Origin of the sequence: Pseudomonas sp. EMN2 (assembly GCF_009650555.1) — a bacterium.
GTDB lineage: Bacteria > Pseudomonadota > Gammaproteobacteria > Pseudomonadales > Pseudomonadaceae > Aquipseudomonas > Aquipseudomonas sichuanensis.
Genome location: NZ_VZZR01000038.1, coordinates 15,848 through 39,438 on the forward strand (window position 1 = coordinate 15,848; position 23,591 = coordinate 39,438).

Below are 23,591 nucleotides of genomic sequence, written 5' to 3' on the forward strand. Positions count from 1 at the left end.
CCATGCTGAAGATCCTGGTGCGCCTGTACCTGGTGATCATCGTCGCCTATGCCGGCGCCTTGCTGTTGATCCCCGATGCCATCGTCGGCGCCTTCCACGGGCGCTTCATGGCCTACAACCTGGACCAGACCAAGGGCGTGCAGTCGTTGATCGTGCGCCAGTTCCAGCAGGCGCCGCGGGAGCAGTGGCCCGCGGTTGAGAAGGAACTGGCCGAAGCCTTCGCGCCGCTTGAGGTGCAGCTGCTGGCCATGGACAAGGCCGACCTCGACCAGGAAGAGCGGGCCCGCCTGGAGCACGGTCAGCACGCTGTGCGGATCGCCGACTGGGGCTATTACGAAACGATACTGGCTCCGCTGGACAAACAGTGGCTGGTGCGCCTGCATTCACCGCCCGACCCGTTCGATATCAACGTGCTGTCGTGGGGAGTCACCGTGCTGATCGGGGCCGCCATGCTGGGGTGCCTGCTGCTGTGGGTGTGGCCGCACTGGCGCGACCTGGAGCGGCTCAAGGAAACCGCGAGGCGCCTGGGGCAGGGCGATCTGGCCGAGCGCACACACATCCCGCCGCGTTCGAACATCGGCGAGCTGGCCGGGGTGTTCGACACCATGGCCGGCGACCTGGAACGCCACGTCAACCAGCAGCGCGAGCTGCTCAATGCCGTGTCCCATGAGCTGCGCACGCCGCTGACCCGGCTGGACTTCGGCCTGGTGCTGCTGTTCGACGAAGTGCCACCTGCCTGCCGCAAGCGCCTGCTGGAGCTGGTAGGTCATGTTCGCGAGCTGGATGAGCTGGTGCTGGAGCTGCTGTCGTACAGCCGCCTGGAGAATGCCAACCAGGCCCGCGAGCGGGTCGAGGTATCGCTGCTCGAGCTGGTCGACAGCGTGCTCGGCAGTTTTGCCGAAGAACTCGATGGCCGGGGTATCCAGTGGGAAGTACGCAGCGAGGGCGACTTGCCGCGCTTCGTGCTCGACCCAAGGCTGACCGCCCGCGCGGTGCAGAACCTGGTGCGCAATGCCATGCGCTATTGCGACGAGAGCCTGCTGCTGCGCCTGCGCCTGGAAGACGACGGCGCCTGCCTGCTGACGGTGGAAGACGACGGCATCGGTATCCCGGTGGAGGAGCGCGAGCGGATCTTCCAGCCGTTCTACCGCCTGGACCGTAGCCGGGATCGCAATACCGGCGGGTTCGGCCTGGGGCTGGCGATCAGTCGGCGAGCCATCGAGGGGCAGGGCGGGACCTTGACCGTGGCGCAGTCGGCGTTGGGTGGGGCGCAGTTCAGGATTCGCCTGCCAGCGGGGTGATGCTGCTCATCGCGGGGCAAGCCCGCTCCCACAGGCAGAGTGCAGGTCTTGAGTTCGGCGCGGTCAGGTGGGAGCGGGCTTGCCCCGCGATGGCAGTTCAGGTTGCCACCAACTGTCGTGTCCACAACACGAACCGATCCTTGCCGCTGTGCTTGGCCGCATACAACGCCTGGTCCGCGCGGATCAGCGCCAGGTTCAAGGTGTCGCCACGGTCTACCCGCGCCAGGCCGATGCTGATGGTCACCGCGTGCTCGCCGACATCCTCACGCACCCGCCGGCACAACGCGCCGACCTGCTGCTCGGCGCCTTGCTCGTCCAGCCCCTGGAAAAAAATGGCGAACTCCTCGCCACCCAGCCGGGCAATCTCGTAACCCGTCATGGCGGCCCGAATATGCGCGGCCACGCGTTTGAGTACCTCGTCACCGATGTCATGGCCGAAGCGGTCGTTGACCTGCTTGAAGTTGTCGATATCGATCATCGCCAGGTATTGCCCCGGTGCGGCCAGTTGCAACTGGCGCTCGGCCTTGGCCATGAACGAGCGGCGGTTGGGGATTTCGGTCAGGGCATCGATGTAGGCCTGCTCCAGCAGCACCTTGGTCAGGTAGAAGTTGTGCAGCTTGGCCTGGCGCAGGCGCAGGTAGCTGTAGATCACCAGACCGCTGAGGAACACCGCATAGCTGAGCAGCAGGGCGCCTTCGAGCGCGAAGGGCTCGACCCGGGTGTGGTGGAAGGGGTTGAGCACCACCCAGGCGATGGCCATGGCGCAGAAGAACGACCAGCGCCGTACCGGCAGCACCGACACGGTGTACAGCACGGTCGAGACGGTCAGCACCAGCCACACCGGGCGCACGGTGATGGGTACGCCTTCGATGACCAGGCGCAGCCCGAGGGTGATCACCGCCATGAACAGCAGGTTGAGCACATCGAAGTGCTGGCTGCGGCGGGTAAAGCCCAGCACCACCGTGAGGCAGCCGAGCACGGCCAGGAAAATCGCCGAGCGCCAGGTCAGGCCCTGGTCGCCCAGGTAGCTGACGATCAGGTCGAACACCACCCAGATGCAGATGCCGACGCAGAAGATCAGCAGGCAGAAGCGGCGCATGGCCTCGAATTCGTGCTGGCGGAACTCGGCGCGCAGGGCGGCCGGGGCGACCTGCTGGCGGATGTGGGCTTCGAGGGTTTTGTACATGTTCAGGGTTGCCTGCAGCTGATGTTTTGTTGTCTCGGGCCTATCGCGGGGCAAGCCCGCTCCCACGGAGCCCCGTGAAGGCACTCACTCCAAATGGCAGGGTTCAATCTTGCGACAGCACACCTTTTGCCCAAGGCCGGTAACGCAAGGCAAACACCGCTTCGGTATGGCATCCCCCGGTCAACATCGGCTGCGCGGGCTCGGCGCGAAACGCTTGCCCTGGCGCACTGACCTGGCGAAAGGCTTCGCGAACGATCCCCACCCGGCACGGCAGCGCCTGTTCGTAAGCCTGGCGCACCAGTGGTGGCAAACGCCCGGTACCGACGCCGTCCTGCCACCAGACACTCAGCCCAAGGCTGGCGAGCTCGTCGAGCCAAGCGCCGTTGACCCCTGGCGAGAGCTGCCCGGCGCTGAACGTACTGATATGCAGCGGCTTGTCCAGTTGGCGGTTGAAAGCCTGAAGTTGTGTTTGCAGCGCTTGCCGACGCTCGGGGTCGCGAAAGTGCAGATCGTCCAGTTCCATGGGCAGGTACCAGCCGGCTACCGGCAGTTGCCAGCTGTCGCGCAGGTGCTGATAGTGGCTCAGCGAGCGGCCCAGCTGAGCCTTGAAGTAGTTGTTCAGGCCTTCACCATCCAGTTGCTCCAGCCGCTGGTAGTAGGCCGGGTCCATGTACAGCCCCAGCACCAGCTCCAGCCCTTGGGCACGGGCTTCACGCAGGCTGGCGGCGAGCCAGCCGTCGCTGCCGCCGAAATCGCTGTCGCCATAGGCGCTCCACTGCACGATCAAGGTCTTGCCGCCTTGGGCCACGGTGGCGTGCCATAGCTGCTGCCATTGGGCTGGGGTGACCGTGGCATCGCGGTTGAGCGGCTGGTAGAACAGGCGCTGGTCGGCCTGCGCGGGCAGGCACAGGGCAAGCAGGCAAGCCAGCATCAGCGTACGCATCAGAAGTTCATCTCCACACCCAGCAGTACACCGTTGGCCCGCTCGTAGAGGTTGCCGCCCAGCGACTGCTGGTACTCGGCACGCACCTTGAGGGAGCCGCGATAGGCGTTGTAACGGTCGTCGTCGAACCACCACTGCCAGCGCACGCCCACGCCCGTGCGGGCATCCTGGCGCCAGTCGTTGCTTGGGTCCTGGCTGGAAAACTCGAGGAAGCCGTAGGGCATGATCGTCTGCGGCGAGTCACCGCGCAGCTTCCAGGCATGCCCTTGCTGGAAGCGCGACAGCCAGGCATGGTCGCCGGCGCGGGTCCACCAGGCAGCGTCGAGGTAGAGGAAGCGCTCGTCCCAGTCGTCCTCGTCGATGCGCCAGTCGTTGCGGTAGCGGCCCTGGTCGAGGAGCGACGCCGTGGCCCGCAGCAGCAGGTCGTTGCTCGATTCGGCGTGGTGACGCAGGTCGCCCCAGTTGCCGCCGACCTTGGCCGGGCTGAGCAGCTCGCCCAGGCTCAGGCCGCTGTAGTGGTCGTTGTCGATCTGGCGTTGGTGGTACAGCTCGGCGTACAGGTTGAGATTGGCCTGGCCCAGCGGCTTGTAGCGCAGGCCCACGCCGGTGCCCATGCTTTGCGCGTAGTCAGTGCGGCTCTGGCCGCCGAACATCACCCGGCCATACACCGACAGCGTGCTGCCGTTGCGGCTGGGCTCTTCGCCCAGGGCGTGGTCCCACATGGCCAGCTGGACGTTCTGCGATTGGGCACGGCGCGAGCTGCCGCTGCGCTCGCCGGTATCGAGGAACTTGTCGTTGGTCGAGGTGCCGGCCGGCGACCAAGTGCTGGCCAGGGTGATGCTGTCACGCCGTGACAGGGTCTCGTGGGCGCGGCGCTGGCGGTATTTGCGTGCCTCCAGGCTGCCGAACTCGTCGTCGCCGTCGACCAGGCTCTGCTCCACGTCCAGTACCCGACGCAGCTCGCGGCGGGCGGCGGCGCTGTTTTCGGCTTCGTCGTAGCGCAGGGCCAGGGTTTCGCCGAGGCGGTAGTCCTCGGGGAAGTCGCGGGTGGCCTGCTCCAGGTAAGGAATCGACTGGCGGCGCTGCTGCGGGTCGGGCGAGCCGGCCAGGCGCATGCCGTAGTCGGCGCGGTAGCGAGGCTGGTTGGGTGCCAGGCGCACCGCTTCGGCGAGCCATGCGGTGCTCTGGGCGCTATCGCCGGCCTGCTGAGCGGTGCCGGCGGCGGCATAGTAGTGGTCGGCGCGCGGCGCATGGCGCAGGGCTTCGCGTTGGTACGCCAGCGCCTGCGTGGTATCGCCCTGGCGCTGGGCGATGGCTGCACCCAGTGCCCAGTCGTCGGCGCTGTTGTGCGCTGCGGCGTCCCAATGGCGGCGTGCGGCGTTGACGTCGCCGGCATTCAAGGCACCGCGGGCGGCGGTGAGGCGGGCGTTGTCGGTCCAGGCACTGGCCGGCAGGCTGTTCCAGATCGCCAGGGCCGCCTGGGAATCCCCCGAGGCCTCCAGGGCGTAGGCCAGGGGCAGCCGGCTGCCGGTGTCGCCCAGGCGCTCGGCGGCCTGGTAGTAGACCACCGCTTCGCCGGGCCGATCGGGCATGGCACAGCGGCCCAGGGCGCGGTACTGGCCTGCCTCGCTCGGGTTGGCCGGGACCGCCCGGCGCACGGCATCGCAGTGGCCGTTCTCGGCCAGGCGGCCGAGCAGTTGCGCGCGGGTGGCGGCATCCACACGCGGCACCAGGGCAAGCATGCGCTGGCTGTTCAGCGGGCCGTCGTTGCGGGCGTAGAGGTTGCCCAGGCGTTGCAGCAGCGAGGGCGTGAGGCGGCCCTGACGGCGGTCGTAGGCCTGCTCGAGCAGTTGCCGGGCGCGTTCGGCCTGGCCTTGTTGCAGCCACATGAAACTGGCTTGCTCCAGCGCGGCAAGGTCGCCGGTCTGGCGGTAACGCTGCTCCCATTGCGCAGGCGTGTGTGGCTGCGGTGGGCGAGGCGGGTCGCCGTACAGGCGCTGCTTGAGGATGGCGTAAGCGCGTTGATTGTCGTTGGCCTGGCATTGGCCTAATTGCTCGCGGGCCAGCGCCGGGTCTTTGCGCGACAGCCAATCGACGGTCTCCAGGCACGGGCGCTGCAATTGGTTGCTCAGGCTGCGCACCAGTGCGGCGTCGTTGCCTGCGCGGGCCAGCTCCCACAATTGCTGGCGCTGTTCAGGCTGCTGCAATTGTTCGGCGGGCAGGCTCTGCAACCAGCGCTGGGCCTGCCGGTTGTGGCCCATGGCGATGGCCCGTTCGGCCATGGCCAGGCGCGCCTGGGTGGCGGCCTGGGGTGACGGGGCGCTGGCCAGCAGGGCGGTCAGGCCCTGTTCGTCGACCTGCTGGATATAGGCGTTGGCCAGGCGCTGCCAGTCTGCCGGTGGTAACTGACCCTTGGCGGCCAAGGGTTGCAACTGCTCGATGGTTTCGCCCCAGTTGCGCAACTGTTCGGCGAACGTGCCCCGGGCCAGGCGCAGCACTTTGCCGTCGTCCCGTGGCGGCAACTGGTTGAGCCAGTCCAGGGCGCGGCGTGCGCCACCGAACTTGGCCAGGCTCAGGCTGTAGGCCTGCCACAGGCGGATGCGCTGGTTGACGTCGCTGCTGGCCAGCCAGCCTTCCACCTGGCTGGCGGGTGGTGGGTCCTGTTCGATCCAGGTCAGGCGCAGCTCCAGCAGAGCGTTGGCATGTTCCGGGTTGTCGTCGAGGTCATCGGCGATGGCCTCGGCCTCCTTGTAGCGGCGTTGGTGGGCAAGGGCTTCGGCGAGCAGGGCGCGGGCTTCGTTGTTGTTCGGCACGCGCTTGAGCACGTGGCGGGTCAGCCGCTCGACCTCGGCCCAGTTGTCCCGTTGCGCCTCACGGTAGCCACGTTCCATGAACGGGTAGCTGGTGAACCGCTGGAAGTCGCTCATCGGCGCCGTTGGCGCGGCCAGGGCGCAAGTGCACAGCATCAGGCTGGCCATACTCAGGGAAAAGCGCGGCGTCATGCCACCTCCCGGGTCAGTTCATAGGCGGCCTGCTGCTCGCTGGCCTGTTCGTCGAGCGCCTGCTGCAACACGGCCTCGGTGATGATCCCGCGTTCGATCAAATGTTCGCCAAGGCTCTGCCGTTCGGGATCGAAGTCGATCAGTGCCTGGTTGAACAGGGTGGTCGGGACCATGCCGCGTACTTGCAGCAGGGTGCCGAGCATGACCTGGTGGGTGCAGACGTTTTCCATCAGCTCGGCATCGTCCTGGTGGCGCTCCAGCACCTTGAGCATCTGCCGGGTCTCGGGCTGCTGCCAGGGGCTCGGGTAGTGGTAGCGCAGGCCGAGCGTGACCCGGCCCTGGGGGGCCAGGCGGGCACGCACCGGGCGCTTGAGCTGGCGGCTGATCACCCCCAGCGAGACCTGGCTGACCGGGCTTTCGCTGGCCAGCACCAGGGTGTCGCCGTCTTCCTCCACCGGTAACACGCCGTAGTGGGTGGCGAGCTTGCGCGGCAGCTTGTCGATCAGTTGCCGCTCGATCTTGAAGGGGTTGAGGGGCGCCCACGGCAGGTCGAGCTGCTCGGCCAGGGTCTGGACCAACTGTTCGCTGGTCAGCCAGCCGCGCAACAACAGCTCACGGCCCAGGCGCCGGCGCACCGGGCTGGTAATCGCCTGCTCCAACTGCTGTTCGGTGATCAGGCCCTTTTCCATCAGGCGATGCCCGAGTGGCGTGCGCGCCGGGGTGGCGAGGGCAGGGAACTCATGGGTGGTCTTGTCCCAGGCCACCCGTCGTGAGTCGCCCATCTCCATCACCTGGCGCAGGGCGCGCAGGTTGGCGAAGAAATTGACGAAGTTGCTCCACATCATGCGCGGCGCCGACAGCAGCCCCTCGAAGATGCCGTAGTAGCGGGTGACGAACCAGAACCGCTGGAACAGCCGGTTGACCAGCAGCAGGCCATTGAGCCAAAGCAGCAGGCTGAGCAGCTTGCTGTCGCTGAGGATCGACATGAAACGCCACGACTCCGGCGCGATCACCGTGACCAGCCACATGGCCAGCAGTACCAGCAGCAACAGGTTGACCAGGAAACTCAGCAGGTAGGCGAACAGGCCACGGCGATCGCGCCAGAGGAAGTAGTTGAGTGCGCCGGTGCGGCTCCAGCCGAGGTTGCTGGTGCCCTGGAACACGATGCCGACGATCCACCGCGACTTCTGCCGGATGGCGTGCTGCCAGTCGCGGGGGAAGTGCTCGCGCACGCAGATCACCTGGGCGAACGCGCGGCTCATGCCGGGGCGCCACTCCTGTTTGAGGGCCAGGGCCGGGTCGGTGATGGAGTAGCGGGCGAAGATGCACTTCATGCCCTTTTGCTTGAGCCTGAAACCGATGTCGTAGTCCTCGGTCAGCGATTGCACGTCGAAGGCGATGCCGTCGCCGTCCTCGAGCAGGGCGCTGATCGCCCGGCGGCTGAAGCAGGTACCCACGCCGGCGCTGGGCACCTGGCCGGTGAGCGCCTCGCGCACGATCACGTCCTTGCCGTGGTTTTCGGCGAACTCGTCGACATAGTGCCCGGCGGTGAAGCCTTTCCATTCCGGGGCGTAGGGGTACACCGGGATCTGGATCATGTCCTTGTTCGGCAGCAGGTAGTTGAACAGGCGCAGTTCCATGGGCGAGATGACGTCTTCGGCGTCATGCAGGATGAAGCCGGCGAACTCGATGCGTGCGTCCTGCTGGAAGCGCAGGATGGCGTCGATGATGTTGTTCAGGCAGTCGGCCTTGCTGGTGGGGCCGGGGCGGGCGCAGACCACCTTGTGCACGTTGGGGTAGTGCAGGCACACGGCATCGACGTCGGCCTGGGTTTGCGGGTCGTTGGGGTAGGTGCCGACGAAGATCTGGTAGTTCTCGTAGTCGATGGTCGACGCCGCCAGGCGGGCCATCTCGCCGACCACGCCGACTTCGTTCCAGGCCGGGACCATGATCGCCAGGGGTTTTTCCGGCACCTCGAACAGGCGTTTCTCGTCGGCCTTGTCGTGCTTGTCGTAGATGCGAAAGCGCCGGATCAGCGTACGGCCCCAGTAGCACAGGTCGATGAACAGGTCGTCCAGGCCGAGCAGGAACATCAGCGAGGCCAGGATGATGGCAACGATCTTCAGGCCGAACAGTACGTAGGTGAGGAAGTCGACGAAGGCCAGGCTCATGCGTTGGCCCGTGCGGCATGTTGTTCGGCGAACCAGCGGCTCAGGCGCTCGGCGATGCGCTCGCTGGCATGGCCGTCACCGAACGGGGTGTAGACCCGGGCCATGCGCGCGTAGGCGTCGGGGTCGTCGAGCAGTTGGCTGGTTTCGTGGACGATGCGTTCGGTCAGGGTGCCAACCAGCTTCACCGTGCCGCCCTTGAGCACGGCGGGGCGCTCGGTGACCTTGCGCAGGACCAGCACTGGCTTGCCCAGGGCGGGGGCCTCTTCCTGCACACCGCCGGAGTCGGTGAGGATCAGGTGGGCACGGTTCATCAGCCAGACGAAGTGCGGATAGTCCTGGGGGGCGACCAGGTGGATGTTGTCGCGGCCGGACAGCACGCTGTACACGGCATGCTGCACCTGCGGGTTGAGGTGCACCGGGTAGAGGAACTGTACGTCCGGGTAGCGCAGGGCGAGCTCGGCCAGGGCCAGGCAGATGCGCTCGAAACCGCTGCCGAAGTTTTCCCGACGATGGCCGGTGATCAGCACCATGCGCTGGTCATCGCGCAGCACGTTCAGCGGCGACTCGGCGGCGGGCCGCCAGTTTTCGCGCTGCAGTTTGTCGCGCATCCACAGCAGGGCGTCGATCACCGTGTTGCCGGTGACCTCGATGTGCTCGGGCGGCACGCCCTCACGGATCAGGTTGGCGTCGGAGTCGCGGGTGGGGGTGAAGTGCAGGTCGGCGAGCACCCCGGTCAGGCGCCGGTTGGCTTCCTCGGGCCAGGGTTGCTGCAGGTTGCCGGTGCGCAGGCCGGCCTCGACGTGGCCGATCGGGATGTGCCGGTGGAAGGCGGCCAGGGAGGCGATGAAACTGGTGGTGGTGTCGCCGTGCACCAGCACGATGTCGGGCCTGGTCTGCTCGTAGGCCCGGTCGAGCTTGTCCAGCAGGTCGCGGGCCAGGCCGTTGAGGGTCTGGTTCTGGGTCATCACCTTGAGGTCCTGGTCGACCCGCAGGCCGAAGGCGGTGAGCACTTGTTCGAGCATCTCGCGGTGCTGGCCGGTGGAGCAGATATGCAGGTCGACTTCGGGCCAGTTGCGCAGCACCCGGGCCAGTGGGGCCATCTTGATTGCTTCAGGGCGGGTACCGAATACCATCATGACGGTGTAGGCCATGGTCTAACTCCTCGTTCGATTCCCTGGACGAAGTTGTAGGACAAAGCGCTCCTCGCGAATGATTGATACAAGCAGTCGGAGGCGTGGTTGTCCAATGGGGGAGTGGGCGCAAGCGGTCCAGGTCAATGCCATGGGTTTGCACGGCAACTTGTGGAGTTGTGCGTGCCGGCGAGGGTTCAAAATTTATTGCAGGCTTTTTCAAGGAGGCCAGATTTTGTTATGTTGTAGCTCTTTGTTTTCGGGAGCGGCACATGCAAGGCAAGGCCCGCAAGATCGTCCAGGCCATCCTCTACGAGGCCATCGCGGTGGCCTGCGTGGCACCGGCGCTGGAGCTGGCGTTCGGCGCCGGCATGGCCGAATCGGCGGTGTTGTCGATGCTCATGTCGGCGATCGCCATGAGCTGGAACATGGCCTTCAACTGGGCCTTCGAGCGCTGGGAAGCGCGCCAGCCCCAGCGCAGCCGCACCTTCCTGCGCCGGCTGTTGCATGCCCTGGGTTTCGAGGGCGGGCTGGTTCTGATCCTGCTGCCGCTGGTGGCCTACTGGCTGGGTATCAGCCTGTGGGCGGCGCTGATCACCAACCTGGCGTTGTTCGCCTTCTTCTTTGTGTATGCCTTTGTCTTCCAGTGGGGCTTCGACAAGGTGTTCGATGTACCGCTATCGGCACAGGACGCCGCGAAAGGGTGTTGACTTGCCAGAACTGCGCAGGATAAGTTCCCGACCCATGAACACATTCCCGCACCTGCGCACCGCGAACATTATTATTACCGCCATTATCGGATTGGCGGGCTAGCGCGTACGTGCACCGAACCCGCCCTGGAGGCGGGTTTCTTCTCTCTGACTCCTGGGCAACATCAACAAGACCAGGAGTCATCGATGACCAATCTGAGCGTCAGCCCCCGTACCACGCCCCAGCAACTGCTGTCCGAGCAGGTGCGCCGCATTCTTGGCGCGCCGGTGTACGACCTGGCCATCGAAACCCCGCTGCAACCGGCTCCTGCGCTGTCGGCGGCGCTTGGCAACCCGGTGCTGCTCAAGCGTGAGGACCTGCAGCCGACGTTCTCGTTCAAGATCCGCGGCGCCTACACCCGCCTGTCACGCCTGAGCGACGCCCAGCGCGCACGCGGGGTGATCACCGCGTCAGCGGGCAACCACGCCCAGGGTGTGGCCATGGCGGCCTCGCACCTGGGTATCAAGGCCACCATCGTCATGCCCACCACCACGCCTTCGCTGAAGGTCGAAGGCGTGCGCTCGCGTGGCGGCCATGTGGTGCTCCACGGCGAGAGCTTCCCCCATGCACTGGCCCATGCGCTGGCTCTGGCCGACCAGGACGGCGCGACCTTCGTGCCGCCGTTCGACGACCCCGACGTGATCGCCGGCCAAGGCACCGTGGCCATGGAGATCCTGCGCCAGCACCCTGGCCCGTTGCACGCGATCTTCGTGCCGGTGGGCGGCGGCGGGCTGATCGCCGGCATTGCCGCCTATGTGAAGTACCTGCGCCCGGAGGTGAAGGTGATCGGCGTGGAACCGGCCGACTCCAACTGCCTGCAGGCCGCCCTGGCCGCTGGTGAGCGGGTGATCCTGCCGCAGGTGGGGACTTTTGCCGACGGCGTCGCGGTGGCGCAGATCGGTGCCCACTGCTTCGAGCTGTGCCGGCACTTCGTCGACGAGGTGGTGACGGTCGGCAACGATGAGCTGTGCGCGGCTATCAAGGACATCTACGACGATACCCGCTCGATCACCGAGCCCTCCGGTGCCCTGGCGGTGGCCGGGATCAAGAAATACGTGGCCCGCGAAGGGCTGCAGGGGCAAGTGCTGGTGGCCATCGACTCGGGTGCCAACGTCAATTTCGACCGCCTGCGCCATGTGGCCGAGCGTGCCGAGCTGGGTGAGCAGCGCGAGGCGGTGATTGCCGTGACCATCCCTGAGCAGCCCGGCAGTTTCCGGGCGTTCTGCCAGGCCCTGGGCAAGCGCCAGATCACCGAGTTCAACTACCGCTATTACCCAGGCAAGGAGGCGCGGCTGTTCGTTGGCGTACAGACCCACCCGCAGCACGACCCGCGCGAGCAACTGCTGGCGAGCCTGGCCGGGCAGGGGTATCAGGTGCTCGACCTGACCGACAACGAACTGGCCAAGCTGCATGTGCGCCACACCGTGGGTGGGCATGCCGCGCCAGGGGTGAACGAGAAGGTGCTGCGCTTCGAGTTCCCCGAGCGGCCGGGTGCGTTGCTGGGCTTCCTCGAGCGCCTGGGCAAGCGCTGGAACATCAGCCTGTTCCATTACCGCAACCACGGCGCGGCCGAAGCGCGGGTGTTTGCCGCGCTGGAGGTGCCGGATGACGAGTTGCAGGGGTTGCCGGCGGCGCTCGACGCGATGGGCTACCGCTATTGGGACGAGACCGACAACCCGGCATACCGCCTGTTCCTGGGGTAAGGCCCAAGCGGTTGCAGCTCAGCTGGAATGGGCGATATGCCCTTCGACCAGTTCGTCCGCAGGCTCTTCCTCGCCCGGCAGGGCGGTGATGACACTGAAGTCGCTGACTTCGACTTCACCGCCGCCGTAGCCCAGCAAGTGGAAGGAAAACGCCTTGCGCTGCGTCGGGTTGTCGAAGTCGAACTCCATCTCCAGCGGCTGGCCAGCGGTCACCAGCACCTCTTCGGGCAGGCCCAGCTGCACGTCCTGCTCGCTTTCCTTGGCCTTGAGGCGGATATAGGCGTCGTGCTGCGGGTCGAGCGCGCGGACCTTGATGCGCACCTTGGTGCGCGAACCCTCGGGCATCTCCAGGTATTGGGCGCCGATCAGGTTGTCGGCCCAGTCGTCGCGGATGCGCTCATGCAGGGCGATGGGCGCCGGCCCGCCGAACTGGTAGCGCAGGTTGAGCGGGGTTTGCAGCAGCGACTGGTCGAGGGTGGTTGCCAGCAGGTTGATCTGCGGTCCGAGGCTGTCCTCGCCACGGCCAAGGAATTTGGCCTGCTCGGCGATGAAGCCTGTGCTGGCGTAACGCCGGCAGCGTTGCTGGAAGTCGCACTCGCTGAGGGTGCCCTGGCCATCGTGGTAACGCAGCACGCCGTTGGTGTAGGCGATCATCTCGCGCCCGGTGTCGTAGTCGCGGTACAGCGAGCGCCCGGCCAGGGCCGCGGGGATCGGCAGGGCATAGTAGTCGAGCAGCGAGGTGGCCAGGTCGATATGGCCGTAAGTGCCGCGCTTGAGCCGTGGCAGCTGGGCCTGCTCGGGGGCGAGGGTCAGGTTGAAGCCCCAGGATGACGCCAGGCGCACGCCATCGATGCCGTGGGACTCGTCCGAGGTGATCACCACCAGGGTGTCCTTGAGCACACCCTGGCGTTCCAGGTTGTCGAGGAAGCTGCCCAGGGCATCGTCGAGGTAGGCAACGGCGGCCTGCTTGGCGGTGTCGTAGCGTTGCAGGTAGTCCTCTGGCGCCGAATAGGGCTGGTGGGTGCCGACGGTGAGCAGGGTGAGCATCCAGGGTTGGCGTTGCTTGCGCAGCTCGCCGACATAACCCAGGGCCCCTTCGAAGAAGGCGCGGTCGTCCTTGCCCCAGGGGAATTCCAGGTAGTTGTCGTTGTTGAACCATTCCAGGCCATGCACCGCGTCGAAGCCGATGTGCGGCATGATCCGGTCCTTGGCCATGAAACGCAGCCCGGCGCCCTGCAGGTAGTGGGTGGAGAACCCGGCCTGGCGCAGTTGCGCCGGCAGGCAGGCCTGGTTGCGCAGGTCCTGGGTCAGCAGCTCGACGCCCTTGGGCGTGCCGTTGGCCAGCTTGTCGTAGTCGCCGCAGAGCATGGCGTACAGGCCGCGAATGGTCTGGTGGGTGTGCAGCACGTAGTCCGGCGTGTTCATGCCGCGCTCTGCCCAGCGGCTGAGGTTGGGCATCAGGTCCTGGTCGAAGTGGCTGCCGATGGCTTCACGGTTGGCGCGAATGTAGGCGCCGGGGATGCCTTCCAGGGTGATGACCAGCAGATTGCGAGCGCTGCCAGGGCCGGCCAGCAGCCTCTGGCCGTTGAGGTCGGCCTGGGTCAGCCCGGCGCTGGGCAGTGGTGTCACCGGGGTTTCGCCCATGGCCAGTACCCGTGCGCGCTGCTGCAGGTTGCCAGTGGCGGCCGAAAGCAGTTGGTGCGGCAGGTTGTACTGGCGCCATTGATCGGCGTCGGAGGGGAACAGCTGCTCGCTGCCCCAGTGGCTTGCCAGCAGCACCACGGGCAGCGCCCAGGCTGCGCGTGGCAGTGGTTGGCTGCGCTTTCCACGGCTGAACCAGCTGCTGGCCAGCAGCACCAGCAAGGCACTGCCCAGCAGCCAGGGTAGCCAGGGGTGGGCGAGGGCGCCGCCGGTGGAGTTCTCCATGAACTGCGGGTCGAACAGGTAGTGCAGGTCGGTCTGGTTGGGCAGGCGGCCGACCGCGCTGACCAGCTCGGCCGAAGCGATCAGCAAGGCGCCCCAGGCCAGCAGTACGGGCAGGGCCAGCCAGCTTGGCCAGCGTCGCAGCAACATCACCAGCAGGCTGCCGATGGCCAGGTCCGAAAGGTAGCCCAGGGGGTCGGACCAGCCCAGCAGGGCACGCACCACCAGGGGGATGACCAGCACCAGTGTCACCAGGGCAAACAACCGGGCGCGGGGGTGGCCGAGCAGGTTTCTCACGTAAGCATTCCTCTTGCCATGAAACTGTCACACAAATGTGCGCGATGATATCAGGCCGGAGGTATGAAAGTGCCTTAGGACAAGGCTGGTTACCAAAACGTGGGCTCGTCACGCGAGCCCTGTTCTGCTGGCAAGTTCAGAAGTAGTACGGGAATTTCAGGCTGAACGAGAAGTCCGGCGCATCTTCGGTCAGGCCAATGGCCAGGTTCGGCACGATGGTCAGGTTGTCGGTGGCGGCGAAGGTCAGGCCGACGTTGAAGTTGGCTGCGTTGTAGTCGCTGTTGGAGATCGACTGCCAGTCGCCACCGTCGGGCCTGATCTTGCTTTTGCGAGCGAACTGGTCGGTGACCGAGAACGACATGCTCATCCGCTCGTTCAGGGCGAAGGCGATACCGCCGCCGATTTGCCAGGAGTCGCCGAGCTTCACGTCACCCTTGACCTTGGTGTTGGCCTGGGGGCTGATGTCGCTGAACGAATCCTGCACGTTATAGGTGTAGGACAGGCTGCCGAACAGCACGGCCGGGTCGAAGGTCTTGACCAGCGAGATACCCGGGGTGATCGACCACACGCCATTGCCGGTCGGCAGGTCTTCGGGGATCGCCAGGTTGTCGTTGCCTGGGTCCTGCCGGAGTTTGATCCCGTAAGGGTCCTTGCCGGTCGGTGCCTTGATGCGCAGCGTGGCGACCGCGTCAGGCCAGTTCTCCGACTCGTCGATGAACTTGTAGGCCACCCCGACGTTGACGTCGCCAAGGGTGGGGTCGCGAGTGACGGTGCCTTCGGAGTTCGCCGCGGCGGCCCCCCCCGCGCCCCCGGAGGAATAGGTGGATTCGCGATACACGATGGGCGCGTTGATGTCGAACTGCCAGCGCTGGTCGACGTTGTAGCGTGCGGTCAGGTCCAGGGTCCAGTTGTCAGCCTTGACACGGTCGATGTTGATGTTGCCAAGGAAAATCGCGTCCAGCGCCAGAAAGCCGTTGAGGGTCAGCGCACGGGTGTCGTAGTGGGTGTAGGTCAGGCCGGTTTCGACGCTGAACTTGCCGCCACCAAAGAAGCCACTGGCTTCGTCGTACAGGTTGGAGACGCTTTGCGCGGGCTGGGAGTCGTCCTGCAGCGACTGACCGTAGGAGCTTCCGGTCGTGCCTGGTGCGCCAGTGGCCACGGTATTGGAACCCTTGACCCCTTCGGCGGGCGACTTGACCAGGCGTTTTGGGGCAGGTGCTGGCGGGGCTTCCTCGACTTGCCTCAGGCGTTGTTCCAGCACCATCAGGGCATTTTGTTGCGCTTCATAGCGTTGCTTCAGTTGGACCAGCTCCTGTTTCAGTGCTTCGACCTGTGGGTCCGATGCTGCCATCAAGGTGGCCGGGGCCAAGGTACTCAAACAGACGATAGTTCTGAACGTCAACAAACGATGCATGGATTAGCCGTCCCTTCTGACTGCAAACGATGAGACTGAGCGTAGATCAGTATCCGAGATTGCGAAGGCCTTTGAGTTGGTCCAGGTTGGCGTTCATCGGCCCTGCCGCGGCGTTGTCGCGCAGCACCACATTGAGCGAGGTGATGTTGCGCACCTGGTTGCTGGAGCCGAGCAGGGTGGTGCTCTGCATCAGCCCACCCTGGCCCAGGCGCTGCAGGGTATTGCCCTGGTTGTTGCCGGCGATGATGTTCATCTGCACGCCATTGCCGGCCGAAGAGACACTCAGCGAACCTGCACCGTTGGCTCCGGTCAGGGTCGAGCCTGCAGCCAGCGCCTGGCCTTGCGCTTGGTCAGCCAGTGGCTGGTTGCCCTTCACAACGGTGATCTGGACATCGTTGTAGGCACTGTTGTAGTCGCCCGCCGCGCGTACCACTTGGGTGACCCCTTGGGTGCTGTTGAGGCCAGCACCCCCGGTGACGGTACCGGTACCGGCGCTTTGGGTCTGCGACGAGCCGCTGCCTTTTTCATTGATGATCGACACATAGAACTGTGGCTTGATAGTCGATTGTTGAATCTGCATCGAGGAGGTGGCGCCGATCACTTCACCGTTGGCGTTCTGCCAGGTGCTGGACATGACGATGCCGAAACTGACGATCCGCCCCGGCATCACGTAACGCCCGCGTAGATTCGCCAGTTCCTGGTCCTTGAGCTCGATGGGTTTGAACGTTTCTGCCTGGGTTGGCAGGCTTGCGGCCAGGCAGGCCGCAATCAGCCAGATCGGAGTCTTCATGGGAGGTTCCCCAGGGCGTCATGCCCGATTCGTTAGAAGAAGTCGCTTCTGATGAAACCGAAATCCAGCAACTCTGCGTCCTTGACCGGGGTGAATTGGTTGACGCGGTTCTTGGCGCTGAGCGGAAGGGGTGGCTCGAGCAGCGCATTGCCCTTGTCGTAGCCTTGGCCGATGACGGCGAAGATGATGCCGTTCCAGCCCTTGACGAAATCGTCGATCTTGAAGCGTTTGTGGCCCAGCACCGGGTCGCCGATGTAGACCCAGCCCCTGTCGACCCGCTGCATGACCACGAAATGCTTGTAGCCACGGATATCCATCAGCACCACTACCGGGATGCGGATGTCATGCAGGGACTCTGGCGCTACCCGATAGCCACGGGCGCGCATGCCCAGGCTTTCCACGTAGCGTTTCATGTCGAGCATCGAGAAGCCCTGGGTGCGGACCAGGTCCTGGTCGGCATTGGCCAGCATGCCCTCGATCACATGTTGCTCATCCACGTCCAGCCAGTAGGCCTGGCGCAGGATGGTTGCCAGCGACGCGGCGCCGCAACTGAAGTCGGTTTTCTGCTGCACAAGGTCGGCGAACTTGCGTTCGCGAATGCTCTGGATCGGTTTGTAGATGACCGCGCCACCCGGCAGGACGGACAACGGCATCTGGGCGGCTTCGATCACACTGGCCAGGCACAGCAGTAACGCCAAGGCGAAAATTCGCATGTTCGATGCCCCCATCGGTCCAGTTCGAAGGAAGGCCCCCCGAAGGGGGCCTCCTGGCTACAGCGATCAGAACGAGGTGTTGGAGATGGCCAGCGAGTTGCTTTGCTGGTTGCCCACACCGGCGGCCACGTTGACGCCCAGGTTGCCGCTGCCACCGTTCAACGAACCACTCATGGTGGCGTTGTTGGTTACAGGGTTGGCCCAGCCGGTCGGGGTCAGCACTTGGAAGGACACAGTGTTGCTCAGCGAGTACTCGCTAGCTTCGCTCCAGCTCTTCGAGATGCTGTCCGACGATTGCGAAGCTTTCTCGCCGGATTTCTCGTAGGCCGAAGCGTTGGCTTTTTCCCAGGCCGATTCGTGTGCCTTCTCGTATGCGTTGTTGCGAGACTTGTCATACGACGAGTCATGGTTGCGATCATACGAAGAGTCATACGCCTTCTCGAACGACGAGTTGCGAGTCTTGTCGAACGCCGAGTCGCTGGACGAGCTGTGCGACTTGTCGATCGATGCGTCGAGCGAGGCGGTCAGCGAAGCATCGAACTCACCACTGCTGGAGCGGGTGCGGTTGCCGAAGGTTTGCGACTGCGAGGCACTGCCCGCAGCGCTGGCATCCAGCGAAGCAGTCACCGAAGCGCTCGAGGTCGAGCTGTGGTCGCTGCTGGCGGTGCCGTTGACATTCGAGCTGTGGGAGCCGCTGGCATTCATGCTGTTGGAGCCGCTGGAGCTGCTGCTGTTGGAGCCACTGGCAGTCATGCTGCTAGAGCCGCTGGAGCTGCTGCTTTGCGAGCCACTGGCGCTGCTGCTTTGCGAGCCAGACGCGCTATAGCTGGAGCTGGAGCTCTTGTCGATGCTGGCATCGAACGAACCGCTGCTAGAGGACGAACCGCTCTTGGTGGTGGTGAGCGTTATCGTATCGACGCGGTAGGTGCGATCGGCTCTGTTTTCGACGGTCAGGCCAGGTCCATTCTGGTTGGCCGAAGCAGTGGCGGTGGAGTTGCCGACGGGCGCACTGTTGTTGGCAATGGCCATGGTGTTTTTCTGCTGGTTCAGGTCGCCGCCCGCGACGTTGATACCCACGTTGCCGCTGGTGTTGTCAGCCGAGCCGCTCATGACTGCGGAGTTTTGGGTAGACCAGTTGTACACGCGGTTGTTGTTGCTGTACTGGTCGACCTTGGCGGTGGCAGTTGCGGTGCCGAACACAAAGTCGTTGTCGGACGCGGTGTTGGCGATGGCCGCTGCGTTGTCCTGCTGGTTGCCATTACCGGCCGCCACGTTGATGCCGACGTTACCGCTGGCGCCACTGGCGGAGCTGCTCATCTCGGCATTGTTGACGGTGCCTTCGTTGATGATCTTGTTACCGGTGCTTCTTTGCGCATCGGTCGCTTTGGCCGTGGCGCTGGTGTAGACCGTTTTGTTGTGGTTGTGGCCACGCCGGTCGTTCTGATCCGCTTGTGCAGCAACAGCCATGACCGCAGCAATTGCGAAAACCAGAGGCTTGATTGCCATCGAGGGTTTCATGGTGTTTCTCCGTCTTTTTAGGTTAAGTGTTGTGCTTACCTTTTTGGGTCATTCCGCGACCCGGACGCTGAGGGTGTTGGCCATGCGGTTTCCCACCCCGGCGCTCTGATTCAACTGAATCACCCCACGGCTACCGGTGAATGCCTGGTCGCTGGTGCTGACCTGGCGATAGCCGGGTGCGGAGTCAGTTGCTTCGGAGGTGTTGCGCAGCGCCACGTTCTGTTGCAACAGGACGCTGTCATCGAGACTTTGCGGTTGGGCACTGATGCTGATGCGCAGTGCGTTGGCTTGCTGGGTACTTGCGCCGGCGCTCTGGTTCACGCCCAGTACGCCGCTGCCATGGCTGAAAGCATCGCCCTGGATGCTGGCGCGGCTGTCCCTGGCAGGGTCGACCGTGGTCTGCAGGCGTTGGCGGATCTGTGTCGTCGCATTGGCCGAGTGGCCATTGGCCAAGGCACGGGCGTTGGCTTGTTGCTGGAAGTCGCCGGCCGCCTGGTTGACCGCCATGTTGCCCCGGTACTGGCTGGCGGAACTGTCGATGATGGCGGTGTCGACTATGGGGGATTGGGCAAATGCCGGGGCACTGCAAAGGGTGGCCAGAATCAGCAGCGAATGCCTCATGTCATTGGCCTCGGGTAAGAGCTTGCAGAGGCGCAAGGCCGCGCTGCACGCTGGAATTGACCATGTTGGCGATGCCGTTGCCGGAGCCGGTGCCACGTCCGGCGGCGAGATTGGGCAACTGGGACTGGGTACTGATGTTGCCGCCCATGTTGTTGGTCTGCTGGGTGATCAGGGATGAGATGCCCGCGCCACTGCTGATACTGGCGAAATCACCATCGCTGAGCTCGTGGGTCTGCCTGATGATCTGTGCCGACGGGTTGGCATTGGCCGTGGTCGGGGACGGGTCTGGTATCACCGGCATGCGCGTTGCGTTGCGCACCTGCACATCACGAGTGATGACGATGAGGCCGTTATCGGCCTGGGCCACGAGGCTCAGACTTGCCCCCAGGGTGAAACCGACCAGCAGCAGGCAAGACACGCCTCTGTCGAATTTCCTCACGATGGCTACTCCCTCAATCGGACGCTGGTCGTTCAGCGTTGCGAGTACAGAGAGCAGAAGCTGTGCCGCTTTTTGTTTTCCGTTGAGAATCAGAGGCTTGTTCGAGCTAACTCGAAAAGCACCGCGATTGCTGTGTCAGCACTGAAACAGTGCCCTGTCCACAGGTGCCGCAGGCCGCGTAGTACGGGGGATGTGAAGAGATTGTCGGGCAGTGTCTCAGCGCTGACACACTTCCCTCATTTCTGGGCGGCGACCCCCATTTGCGGGGGCTGCGCGGTGGTGGGGTGTATCAGTGCATTAACATTCGGTGGCACAGGCTGGCACCTGGCCATCGAGCAGTCGCCCTACTGCGGCGAGGGCGGCGGCACTGCGCTGGGGCCAATCGCCCTCTATCACCTGATAGGGCCGTTGCTGTGCCTGCAGCCAATCCAGGCTGTCGGCAAAGAACTGTTGGCGCAGGGCAAGCTCAGGCTGGCAGCGCAGGCCATCGCCCACCCAGGCCACACCCTCGGGCCTGAGCAGCAGGTGCAGGTCGTAGTGGCGTGCGTTCAGCGCCTGCTCGATCCAGGGCGGGCAATCGGCGAACAGCGCGCGGCTCCAGAGGATGTTGCTGAGCAGGTGGGTGTCGAGAATCAGCAGGGACGGCGCCAGCTGGCGGGCCTGATCCTCCCATTGCAACTGGCCGCGGGCGATGGCGGGGATGTCGGCATAGCAGGTGTCGCGCTGCTCCTGCTCCATGAAATGGCGCACGTACTCACCCACCAGTACGCCACCGAAGTGCGCCTGGATCTCACCGCCAAGCCAGCTCTTGCCGCTGGATTCCGGGCCGCACAGCACCAGTGTCTTCATGCGGCGGCCAGCGCCGGGTCGCGGCGCCACTCCAGCCAGCCACGCACGGCGATCAGGGTGAACAGGGCGTACAGTGCGGCGGTGAGGTACAGGCTCTGGTACAGGAACAGGCCGACGAAGATCACGTCCAGCACTACCCACAGCGCCCAGCATTGCAGGCGTTTTTGCGCCATCCACAGTTGCGCCACCAGGCTGAAGCCGGTCAGCGCTGCATCGAGCCAGGGTTGCTCGGCATCGGTGTAGTGGCTCATGGCCGCGCCCAGTACCAGGCTGGCTGCCAGGCCAGCGGCCAGCCCCTTGAGTATCGGCGCCATGGCCAGGCGGGTGACCTGGCGGGCGTCCTCGACCCGGTCCGGGCGGATCCACTGCCACCAGCCGTATAGCTGCAACACCGCGTACACCAGTTGCAGAAGCATGTTCGAATACAGCTTCATCCCGTAGAAGATCCAGCTGTACAGCACGACCATCACCAGCCCGATCGGCCAGCACCAGGGGTTCTGCTTGACGGTGAGCCAGACGGCGATGACGCCGAGCGCGGCGGCGAAGAGTTCGAGGCCGGACATCGGCAATCCTTCAAAGCGGGGAAGGGCGCGATGCTACAAGCAAGGGGCGGCAGGCTTCAAGCGATCGCGGGGGTTTTGCTGGTATAGGGGGATTGGGTTTGGTTTGCGATGTGTTCGGCGAAGGAGATGCAGCGCCTATAAGATCGAGCGCCGCCCGCGCGGCGCTTCGCGGGTAAACCCGCTCCCACAGTTTATTTCGGGCCAATTATTCCTGTGAAAGTACCGGCGCCTGCCTTGGTGCATGCCTTGAGTCATGTGGAGCGGCGGCAACGCCCACACTGAAACCGCGTCGAACCAACAAGGCGGGCCAGGTGATGGCACAGGAAAGACTGGCCCGAAATAAACTGTGGGAGCGGGTTTACCCGCGAAGCGCCGCGCGGGCGGCGCTCGATCTCACAGGCGCCATCAATCTCGCGCCATACCCCTAAGCCCTAAACCCTGAACTGCCGCAGCAACTGCTCCAGATCCTCACTCAACCGCGCCAGGGCAGTCCCTGCATCACTGGACTGACGCGCGGCTTCGGCGGTCTGCTGGGACAGCCCGGCGGTTTCGGTGACGTTGCGGTTGATCTCTTCCACCACATGGGACTGCTGCAGGGTGGCGCTGGCGATCGAGGCGTTGAGTGCGCCCAGGTTGTTCAGGGCATGGCTGATGGCATCCAGGCTGGTGCCCGCTTCGCGGGCCTGCGCGACGGTCTGGCGCGAGGCCTCGCTGCTGGTGTCGATGGCCTTGACCGCGGCCTCGGACTGCCCCTGCAGGTGCTCGATCATGGTCTGGATTTCGGCAGTCGACTGGGCGGTGCGCTGGGCCAGCAGGCGCACCTCGTCGGCGACCACGGCGAAACCACGGCCTTGCTCGCCGGCACGGGCTGCCTCGATGGCGGCGTTGAGGGCGAGCAGGTTGGTCTGTTCGGCAATGGCGCGGATCACTTCCAGCACGCCGCCGATCTTGGTGCTGTGGCTGGCCAGTTCGCGGATCACCTGGACCGCCTGCTCGATGGTCGCCGAGAGCCGGTCGATCTGCTGCAGGCTGCCATGGATCGCCTGCTGGCCATGGCCGACCTGCTGCTGCGCATCGCGCATCTCGCTGGCGGCCTGTTCGGCATGCTTGGCCACGTCGTGCACGGCGTAGCTGACTTCGTTGATCGCCGTGGCCACCTGGTCCATCTGCAGTGATTGCTGGGTGCTGTGCGCCTGGGCGGAACCTGCGCTGTCGCCGACCTGTCCCGCTGACGCGGCCAGGGCGTGGGCGGCGCCCTGCAACTGGCCGACCACGCCCTGCAGCTTGCCGTTGAAGCGGTTGAAGTGCTCGCCCAGATGGGTGATTTCGTCGCGGCCGTGGGTGTCCAGGCGCCGGGTCAGGTCGCTCTCGCCGCTGGCGATGTTGCCCATGGCCTGCACCGCCTCCTGCAGTGGTTGGGCGATGCTGCGGGCAATGAGCATGACCACCAGGGCCATCAACAGGGCGATACCCAGGCCCACCAGCGATGCATCACGCAGTTGGCGGGCGAACTCGGCCTGCACGTCGTCGATGTAGACGCCCGAGCCGATGACCCAGCCCCACGGCTCGAACAGTTGTATGTAGGAGGTCTTGGCCACCGGCTCACTGGCGCCGGGCTTGGGCCAGCGGTAGTCGACCGGGCCGGCGCCCTGGGCACGGGCCAGCTTGACCATTTCGTTGAATACGGCAAACCCGTCGGGGTCGCGGATGGCCGAGAGGTCCTGGCCATCGAGCTTGGGGTTGGCCGGGTGCATGATCATCTTCGGTTGCAGATCGTTGATCCAGAAGTAGTCGTTCTGGTCGTAGCGCAGCCCGCGTACCACTTGCAGGGCCTGCTGCTGGGCGGCTTCGCGGCTGAGTGTGCCGGCGGCCTCCAGGCCCTGGTAGTGGGCCAGCACGCCTGCGGCGGTCTGCACCACATGGCGGGTCTTCTCGGCCTTGGCCTGGTACAGGTCGCCATGGATCTGGCGCAGCATCAGCAACCCCAGCACCAACAGCATGGCCACGGCCACCAACAGGATCAGCCACAGGCGGCGGCTGATCGACATCGACCTCAGGGTCTTCATGATGCGTTACTCCGGTCTTGTTCTTTTTATCGAAGGCATCCAAGCATGCTTTGCCGCCAAGCCACACACGACCAACGGCTAAGTGCGCACAGCGCGCGATCCGTGTTGCAGGTAACGCAAGCCTTGAACCAAGGGCTCTGCTAGGATTTCGGCCGTGCCAGATGAAACCTTTAGGCCGCCGGGCATTTGTGCTGGCATTGCCACTTCTGTCG

Annotated in this window: 18 protein-coding genes and 1 pseudogene; 3 read left to right on the plus strand and 16 right to left on the minus strand. The window is 64.9% G+C overall.

The genetic code is table 11. From position 1 onward, the window contains the following. The first annotated feature begins 2 nt into the window (after positions 1 to 2). Positions 3 to 1,301 (plus strand): ATP-binding protein, encoded by a 1,299-nt coding sequence (locus tag F6X61_RS13225; RefSeq protein ID WP_153786993.1) that lies wholly within the window; start codon positions 3 to 5, stop codon positions 1,299 to 1,301. 97 nt (positions 1,302 to 1,398) lie between these two features. On the opposite strand, the gene F6X61_RS13230 is transcribed toward F6X61_RS13225, so the two are convergent. From F6X61_RS13230 to wecB, 5 genes are all read right to left on the minus strand, one after another. Then, positions 1,399 to 2,487 (minus strand): diguanylate cyclase, encoded by a 1,089-nt coding sequence (locus tag F6X61_RS13230; RefSeq protein ID WP_153786994.1) that lies wholly within the window; start codon positions 2,485 to 2,487, stop codon positions 1,399 to 1,401. Positions 2,488 to 2,590: 103 nt separating this feature from the next. Then, positions 2,591 to 3,430 carry a DUF4434 family protein gene (locus tag F6X61_RS13235; protein ID WP_153786995.1) on the minus strand — a complete coding sequence of 280 codons (840 nt, stop codon included), beginning with the start codon at positions 3,428 to 3,430 and terminating at the stop codon, positions 2,591 to 2,593. Continuing rightward, on the minus strand, positions 3,430 to 6,432 hold the full coding sequence (locus F6X61_RS13240; RefSeq protein ID WP_153786996.1) for a phage receptor: 3,003 nt from the start codon (positions 6,430 to 6,432) through the stop codon (positions 3,430 to 3,432). Before F6X61_RS13240 ends, F6X61_RS13235 begins: the two co-directional genes overlap by 1 nt. Further along, a complete protein-coding gene (gene nrfB, locus F6X61_RS13245; RefSeq protein ID WP_153786997.1) occupies positions 6,429 to 8,603 on the minus strand; it encodes a cyclic di-3',5'-guanylate-activated glycosyltransferase NrfB in 2,175 nt (724 codons plus the stop codon). The genes F6X61_RS13240 and nrfB overlap by 4 nt, the downstream gene beginning before the upstream one ends. Further along, positions 8,600 to 9,754 (minus strand): non-hydrolyzing UDP-N-acetylglucosamine 2-epimerase, encoded by a 1,155-nt coding sequence (wecB, locus tag F6X61_RS13250; RefSeq protein WP_153786998.1) that lies wholly within the window; start codon positions 9,752 to 9,754, stop codon positions 8,600 to 8,602. Before wecB ends, nrfB begins: the two co-directional genes overlap by 4 nt. A 251-nt stretch (positions 9,755 to 10,005) precedes the next feature. On the opposite strand from wecB, the gene F6X61_RS13255 reads away from it, so the two are divergent. Both F6X61_RS13255 and ilvA read left to right on the plus strand, forming a co-directional pair. After that, entirely contained in the window at positions 10,006 to 10,443 is a 438-nt protein-coding gene (locus F6X61_RS13255; protein ID WP_153786999.1) for a PACE efflux transporter, read from the plus strand. 186 nt (positions 10,444 to 10,629) lie between these two features. Continuing rightward, positions 10,630 to 12,186 (plus strand): threonine ammonia-lyase, biosynthetic, encoded by a 1,557-nt coding sequence (gene ilvA / locus F6X61_RS13260; protein WP_153787000.1) that lies wholly within the window; start codon positions 10,630 to 10,632, stop codon positions 12,184 to 12,186. Positions 12,187 to 12,204: 18 nt separating this feature from the next. Here ilvA and F6X61_RS13265 read toward each other — a convergent pair whose 3' ends face one another. The 11 genes and pseudogenes from F6X61_RS13265 to F6X61_RS27600 form a co-directional block, all read right to left on the minus strand. After that, complete coding sequence (locus tag F6X61_RS13265; RefSeq protein WP_153787001.1) at positions 12,205 to 14,406, minus strand: LTA synthase family protein; 2,202 nt, start codon at positions 14,404 to 14,406, stop codon at positions 12,205 to 12,207. Between the two features lie 136 nt (positions 14,407 to 14,542). After that, positions 14,543 to 15,820 carry a hypothetical protein gene (locus tag F6X61_RS13270; RefSeq protein ID WP_153787002.1) on the minus strand — a complete coding sequence of 426 codons (1,278 nt, stop codon included), beginning with the start codon at positions 15,818 to 15,820 and terminating at the stop codon, positions 14,543 to 14,545. Positions 15,821 to 15,866: 46 nt separating this feature from the next. Further along, the gene (locus F6X61_RS13275; protein WP_153787003.1) at positions 15,867 to 16,610 is read right to left on the minus strand and encodes a hypothetical protein; all 744 of its coding nucleotides are present in this window, start codon (positions 16,608 to 16,610) and stop codon (positions 15,867 to 15,869) included. Positions 16,611 to 16,642: 32 nt separating this feature from the next. Beyond that, complete coding sequence (locus F6X61_RS13280; protein WP_153787004.1) at positions 16,643 to 17,323, minus strand: C39 family peptidase; 681 nt, start codon at positions 17,321 to 17,323, stop codon at positions 16,643 to 16,645. Between the two features lie 66 nt (positions 17,324 to 17,389). Further along, entirely contained in the window at positions 17,390 to 18,841 is a 1,452-nt protein-coding gene (locus tag F6X61_RS13285) for a heme utilization protein (RefSeq protein ID WP_153787005.1), read from the minus strand. Between the two features lie 48 nt (positions 18,842 to 18,889). Then, positions 18,890 to 19,462 carry an adhesin gene (locus F6X61_RS13290; RefSeq protein WP_153787006.1) on the minus strand — a complete coding sequence of 191 codons (573 nt, stop codon included), beginning with the start codon at positions 19,460 to 19,462 and terminating at the stop codon, positions 18,890 to 18,892. 1 nt (position 19,463) lies between these two features. Continuing rightward, entirely contained in the window at positions 19,464 to 19,901 is a 438-nt protein-coding gene (locus F6X61_RS13295) for a hypothetical protein (RefSeq protein WP_153787007.1), read from the minus strand. A gap of 297 nt (positions 19,902 to 20,198) precedes the next feature. After that, positions 20,199 to 20,750, minus strand: a complete 552-nt coding sequence (locus F6X61_RS13300; RefSeq protein WP_153787008.1) for an AAA family ATPase — start codon at positions 20,748 to 20,750, stop codon at positions 20,199 to 20,201. Next, positions 20,747 to 21,313, minus strand: a complete 567-nt coding sequence (pnuC, locus tag F6X61_RS13305; protein ID WP_153787009.1) for a nicotinamide riboside transporter PnuC — start codon at positions 21,311 to 21,313, stop codon at positions 20,747 to 20,749. Before pnuC ends, F6X61_RS13300 begins: the two co-directional genes overlap by 4 nt. A 431-nt stretch (positions 21,314 to 21,744) precedes the next feature. Then, positions 21,745 to 22,479: a methyl-accepting chemotaxis protein gene (locus tag F6X61_RS27595; protein WP_371923701.1), complete on the minus strand. Its 735-nt coding sequence runs from the start codon at positions 22,477 to 22,479 to the stop codon at positions 21,745 to 21,747. Between the two features lie 138 nt (positions 22,480 to 22,617). Then, positions 22,618 to 23,379: pseudogene (locus F6X61_RS27600) on the minus strand (cache domain-containing protein); the annotation flags it as partial. Positions 23,380 to 23,591 lie beyond the last annotated feature (212 nt).

What these genes read in the sequence shown, in the direction of transcription:
- F6X61_RS13230 (WP_153786994.1), bottom strand. Translation starts at nt 2,487, where the DNA reads ATGTACAAAACCCTCGAAGCCCACATCCGCCAGCAGGTCGCCCCGGCC.
- F6X61_RS13300 (WP_153787008.1), bottom strand. Translation starts at nt 20,750, where the DNA reads ATGAAGACACTGGTGCTGTGCGGCCCGGAATCCAGCGGCAAGAGCTGG.
- pnuC (WP_153787009.1), bottom strand. Translation starts at nt 21,313, where the DNA reads ATGTCCGGCCTCGAACTCTTCGCCGCCGCGCTCGGCGTCATCGCCGTC.
- ilvA (WP_153787000.1), top strand. Translation starts at nt 10,630, where the DNA reads ATGACCAATCTGAGCGTCAGCCCCCGTACCACGCCCCAGCAACTGCTG.
- F6X61_RS13285 (WP_153787005.1), bottom strand. Translation starts at nt 18,841, where the DNA reads ATGAAACCCTCGATGGCAATCAAGCCTCTGGTTTTCGCAATTGCTGCG.
- F6X61_RS13240 (WP_153786996.1), bottom strand. Translation starts at nt 6,432, where the DNA reads ATGACGCCGCGCTTTTCCCTGAGTATGGCCAGCCTGATGCTGTGCACT.
- F6X61_RS13270 (WP_153787002.1), bottom strand. Translation starts at nt 15,820, where the DNA reads ATGCATCGTTTGTTGACGTTCAGAACTATCGTCTGTTTGAGTACCTTG.
- F6X61_RS27595 (WP_371923701.1), bottom strand. Translation starts at nt 22,479, where the DNA reads ATGGACCAGGTGGCCACGGCGATCAACGAAGTCAGCTACGCCGTGCAC.
- F6X61_RS13275 (WP_153787003.1), bottom strand. Translation starts at nt 16,610, where the DNA reads ATGAAGACTCCGATCTGGCTGATTGCGGCCTGCCTGGCCGCAAGCCTG.
- F6X61_RS13225 (WP_153786993.1), top strand. Translation starts at nt 3, where the DNA reads ATGCTGAAGATCCTGGTGCGCCTGTACCTGGTGATCATCGTCGCCTAT.
- nrfB (WP_153786997.1), bottom strand. Translation starts at nt 8,603, where the DNA reads ATGAGCCTGGCCTTCGTCGACTTCCTCACCTACGTACTGTTCGGCCTG.
- F6X61_RS13280 (WP_153787004.1), bottom strand. Translation starts at nt 17,323, where the DNA reads ATGCGAATTTTCGCCTTGGCGTTACTGCTGTGCCTGGCCAGTGTGATC.
- wecB (WP_153786998.1), bottom strand. Translation starts at nt 9,754, where the DNA reads ATGGCCTACACCGTCATGATGGTATTCGGTACCCGCCCTGAAGCAATC.
- F6X61_RS13290 (WP_153787006.1), bottom strand. Translation starts at nt 19,462, where the DNA reads ATGAGGCATTCGCTGCTGATTCTGGCCACCCTTTGCAGTGCCCCGGCA.
- F6X61_RS13235 (WP_153786995.1), bottom strand. Translation starts at nt 3,430, where the DNA reads ATGCGTACGCTGATGCTGGCTTGCCTGCTTGCCCTGTGCCTGCCCGCG.
- F6X61_RS13255 (WP_153786999.1), top strand. Translation starts at nt 10,006, where the DNA reads ATGCAAGGCAAGGCCCGCAAGATCGTCCAGGCCATCCTCTACGAGGCC.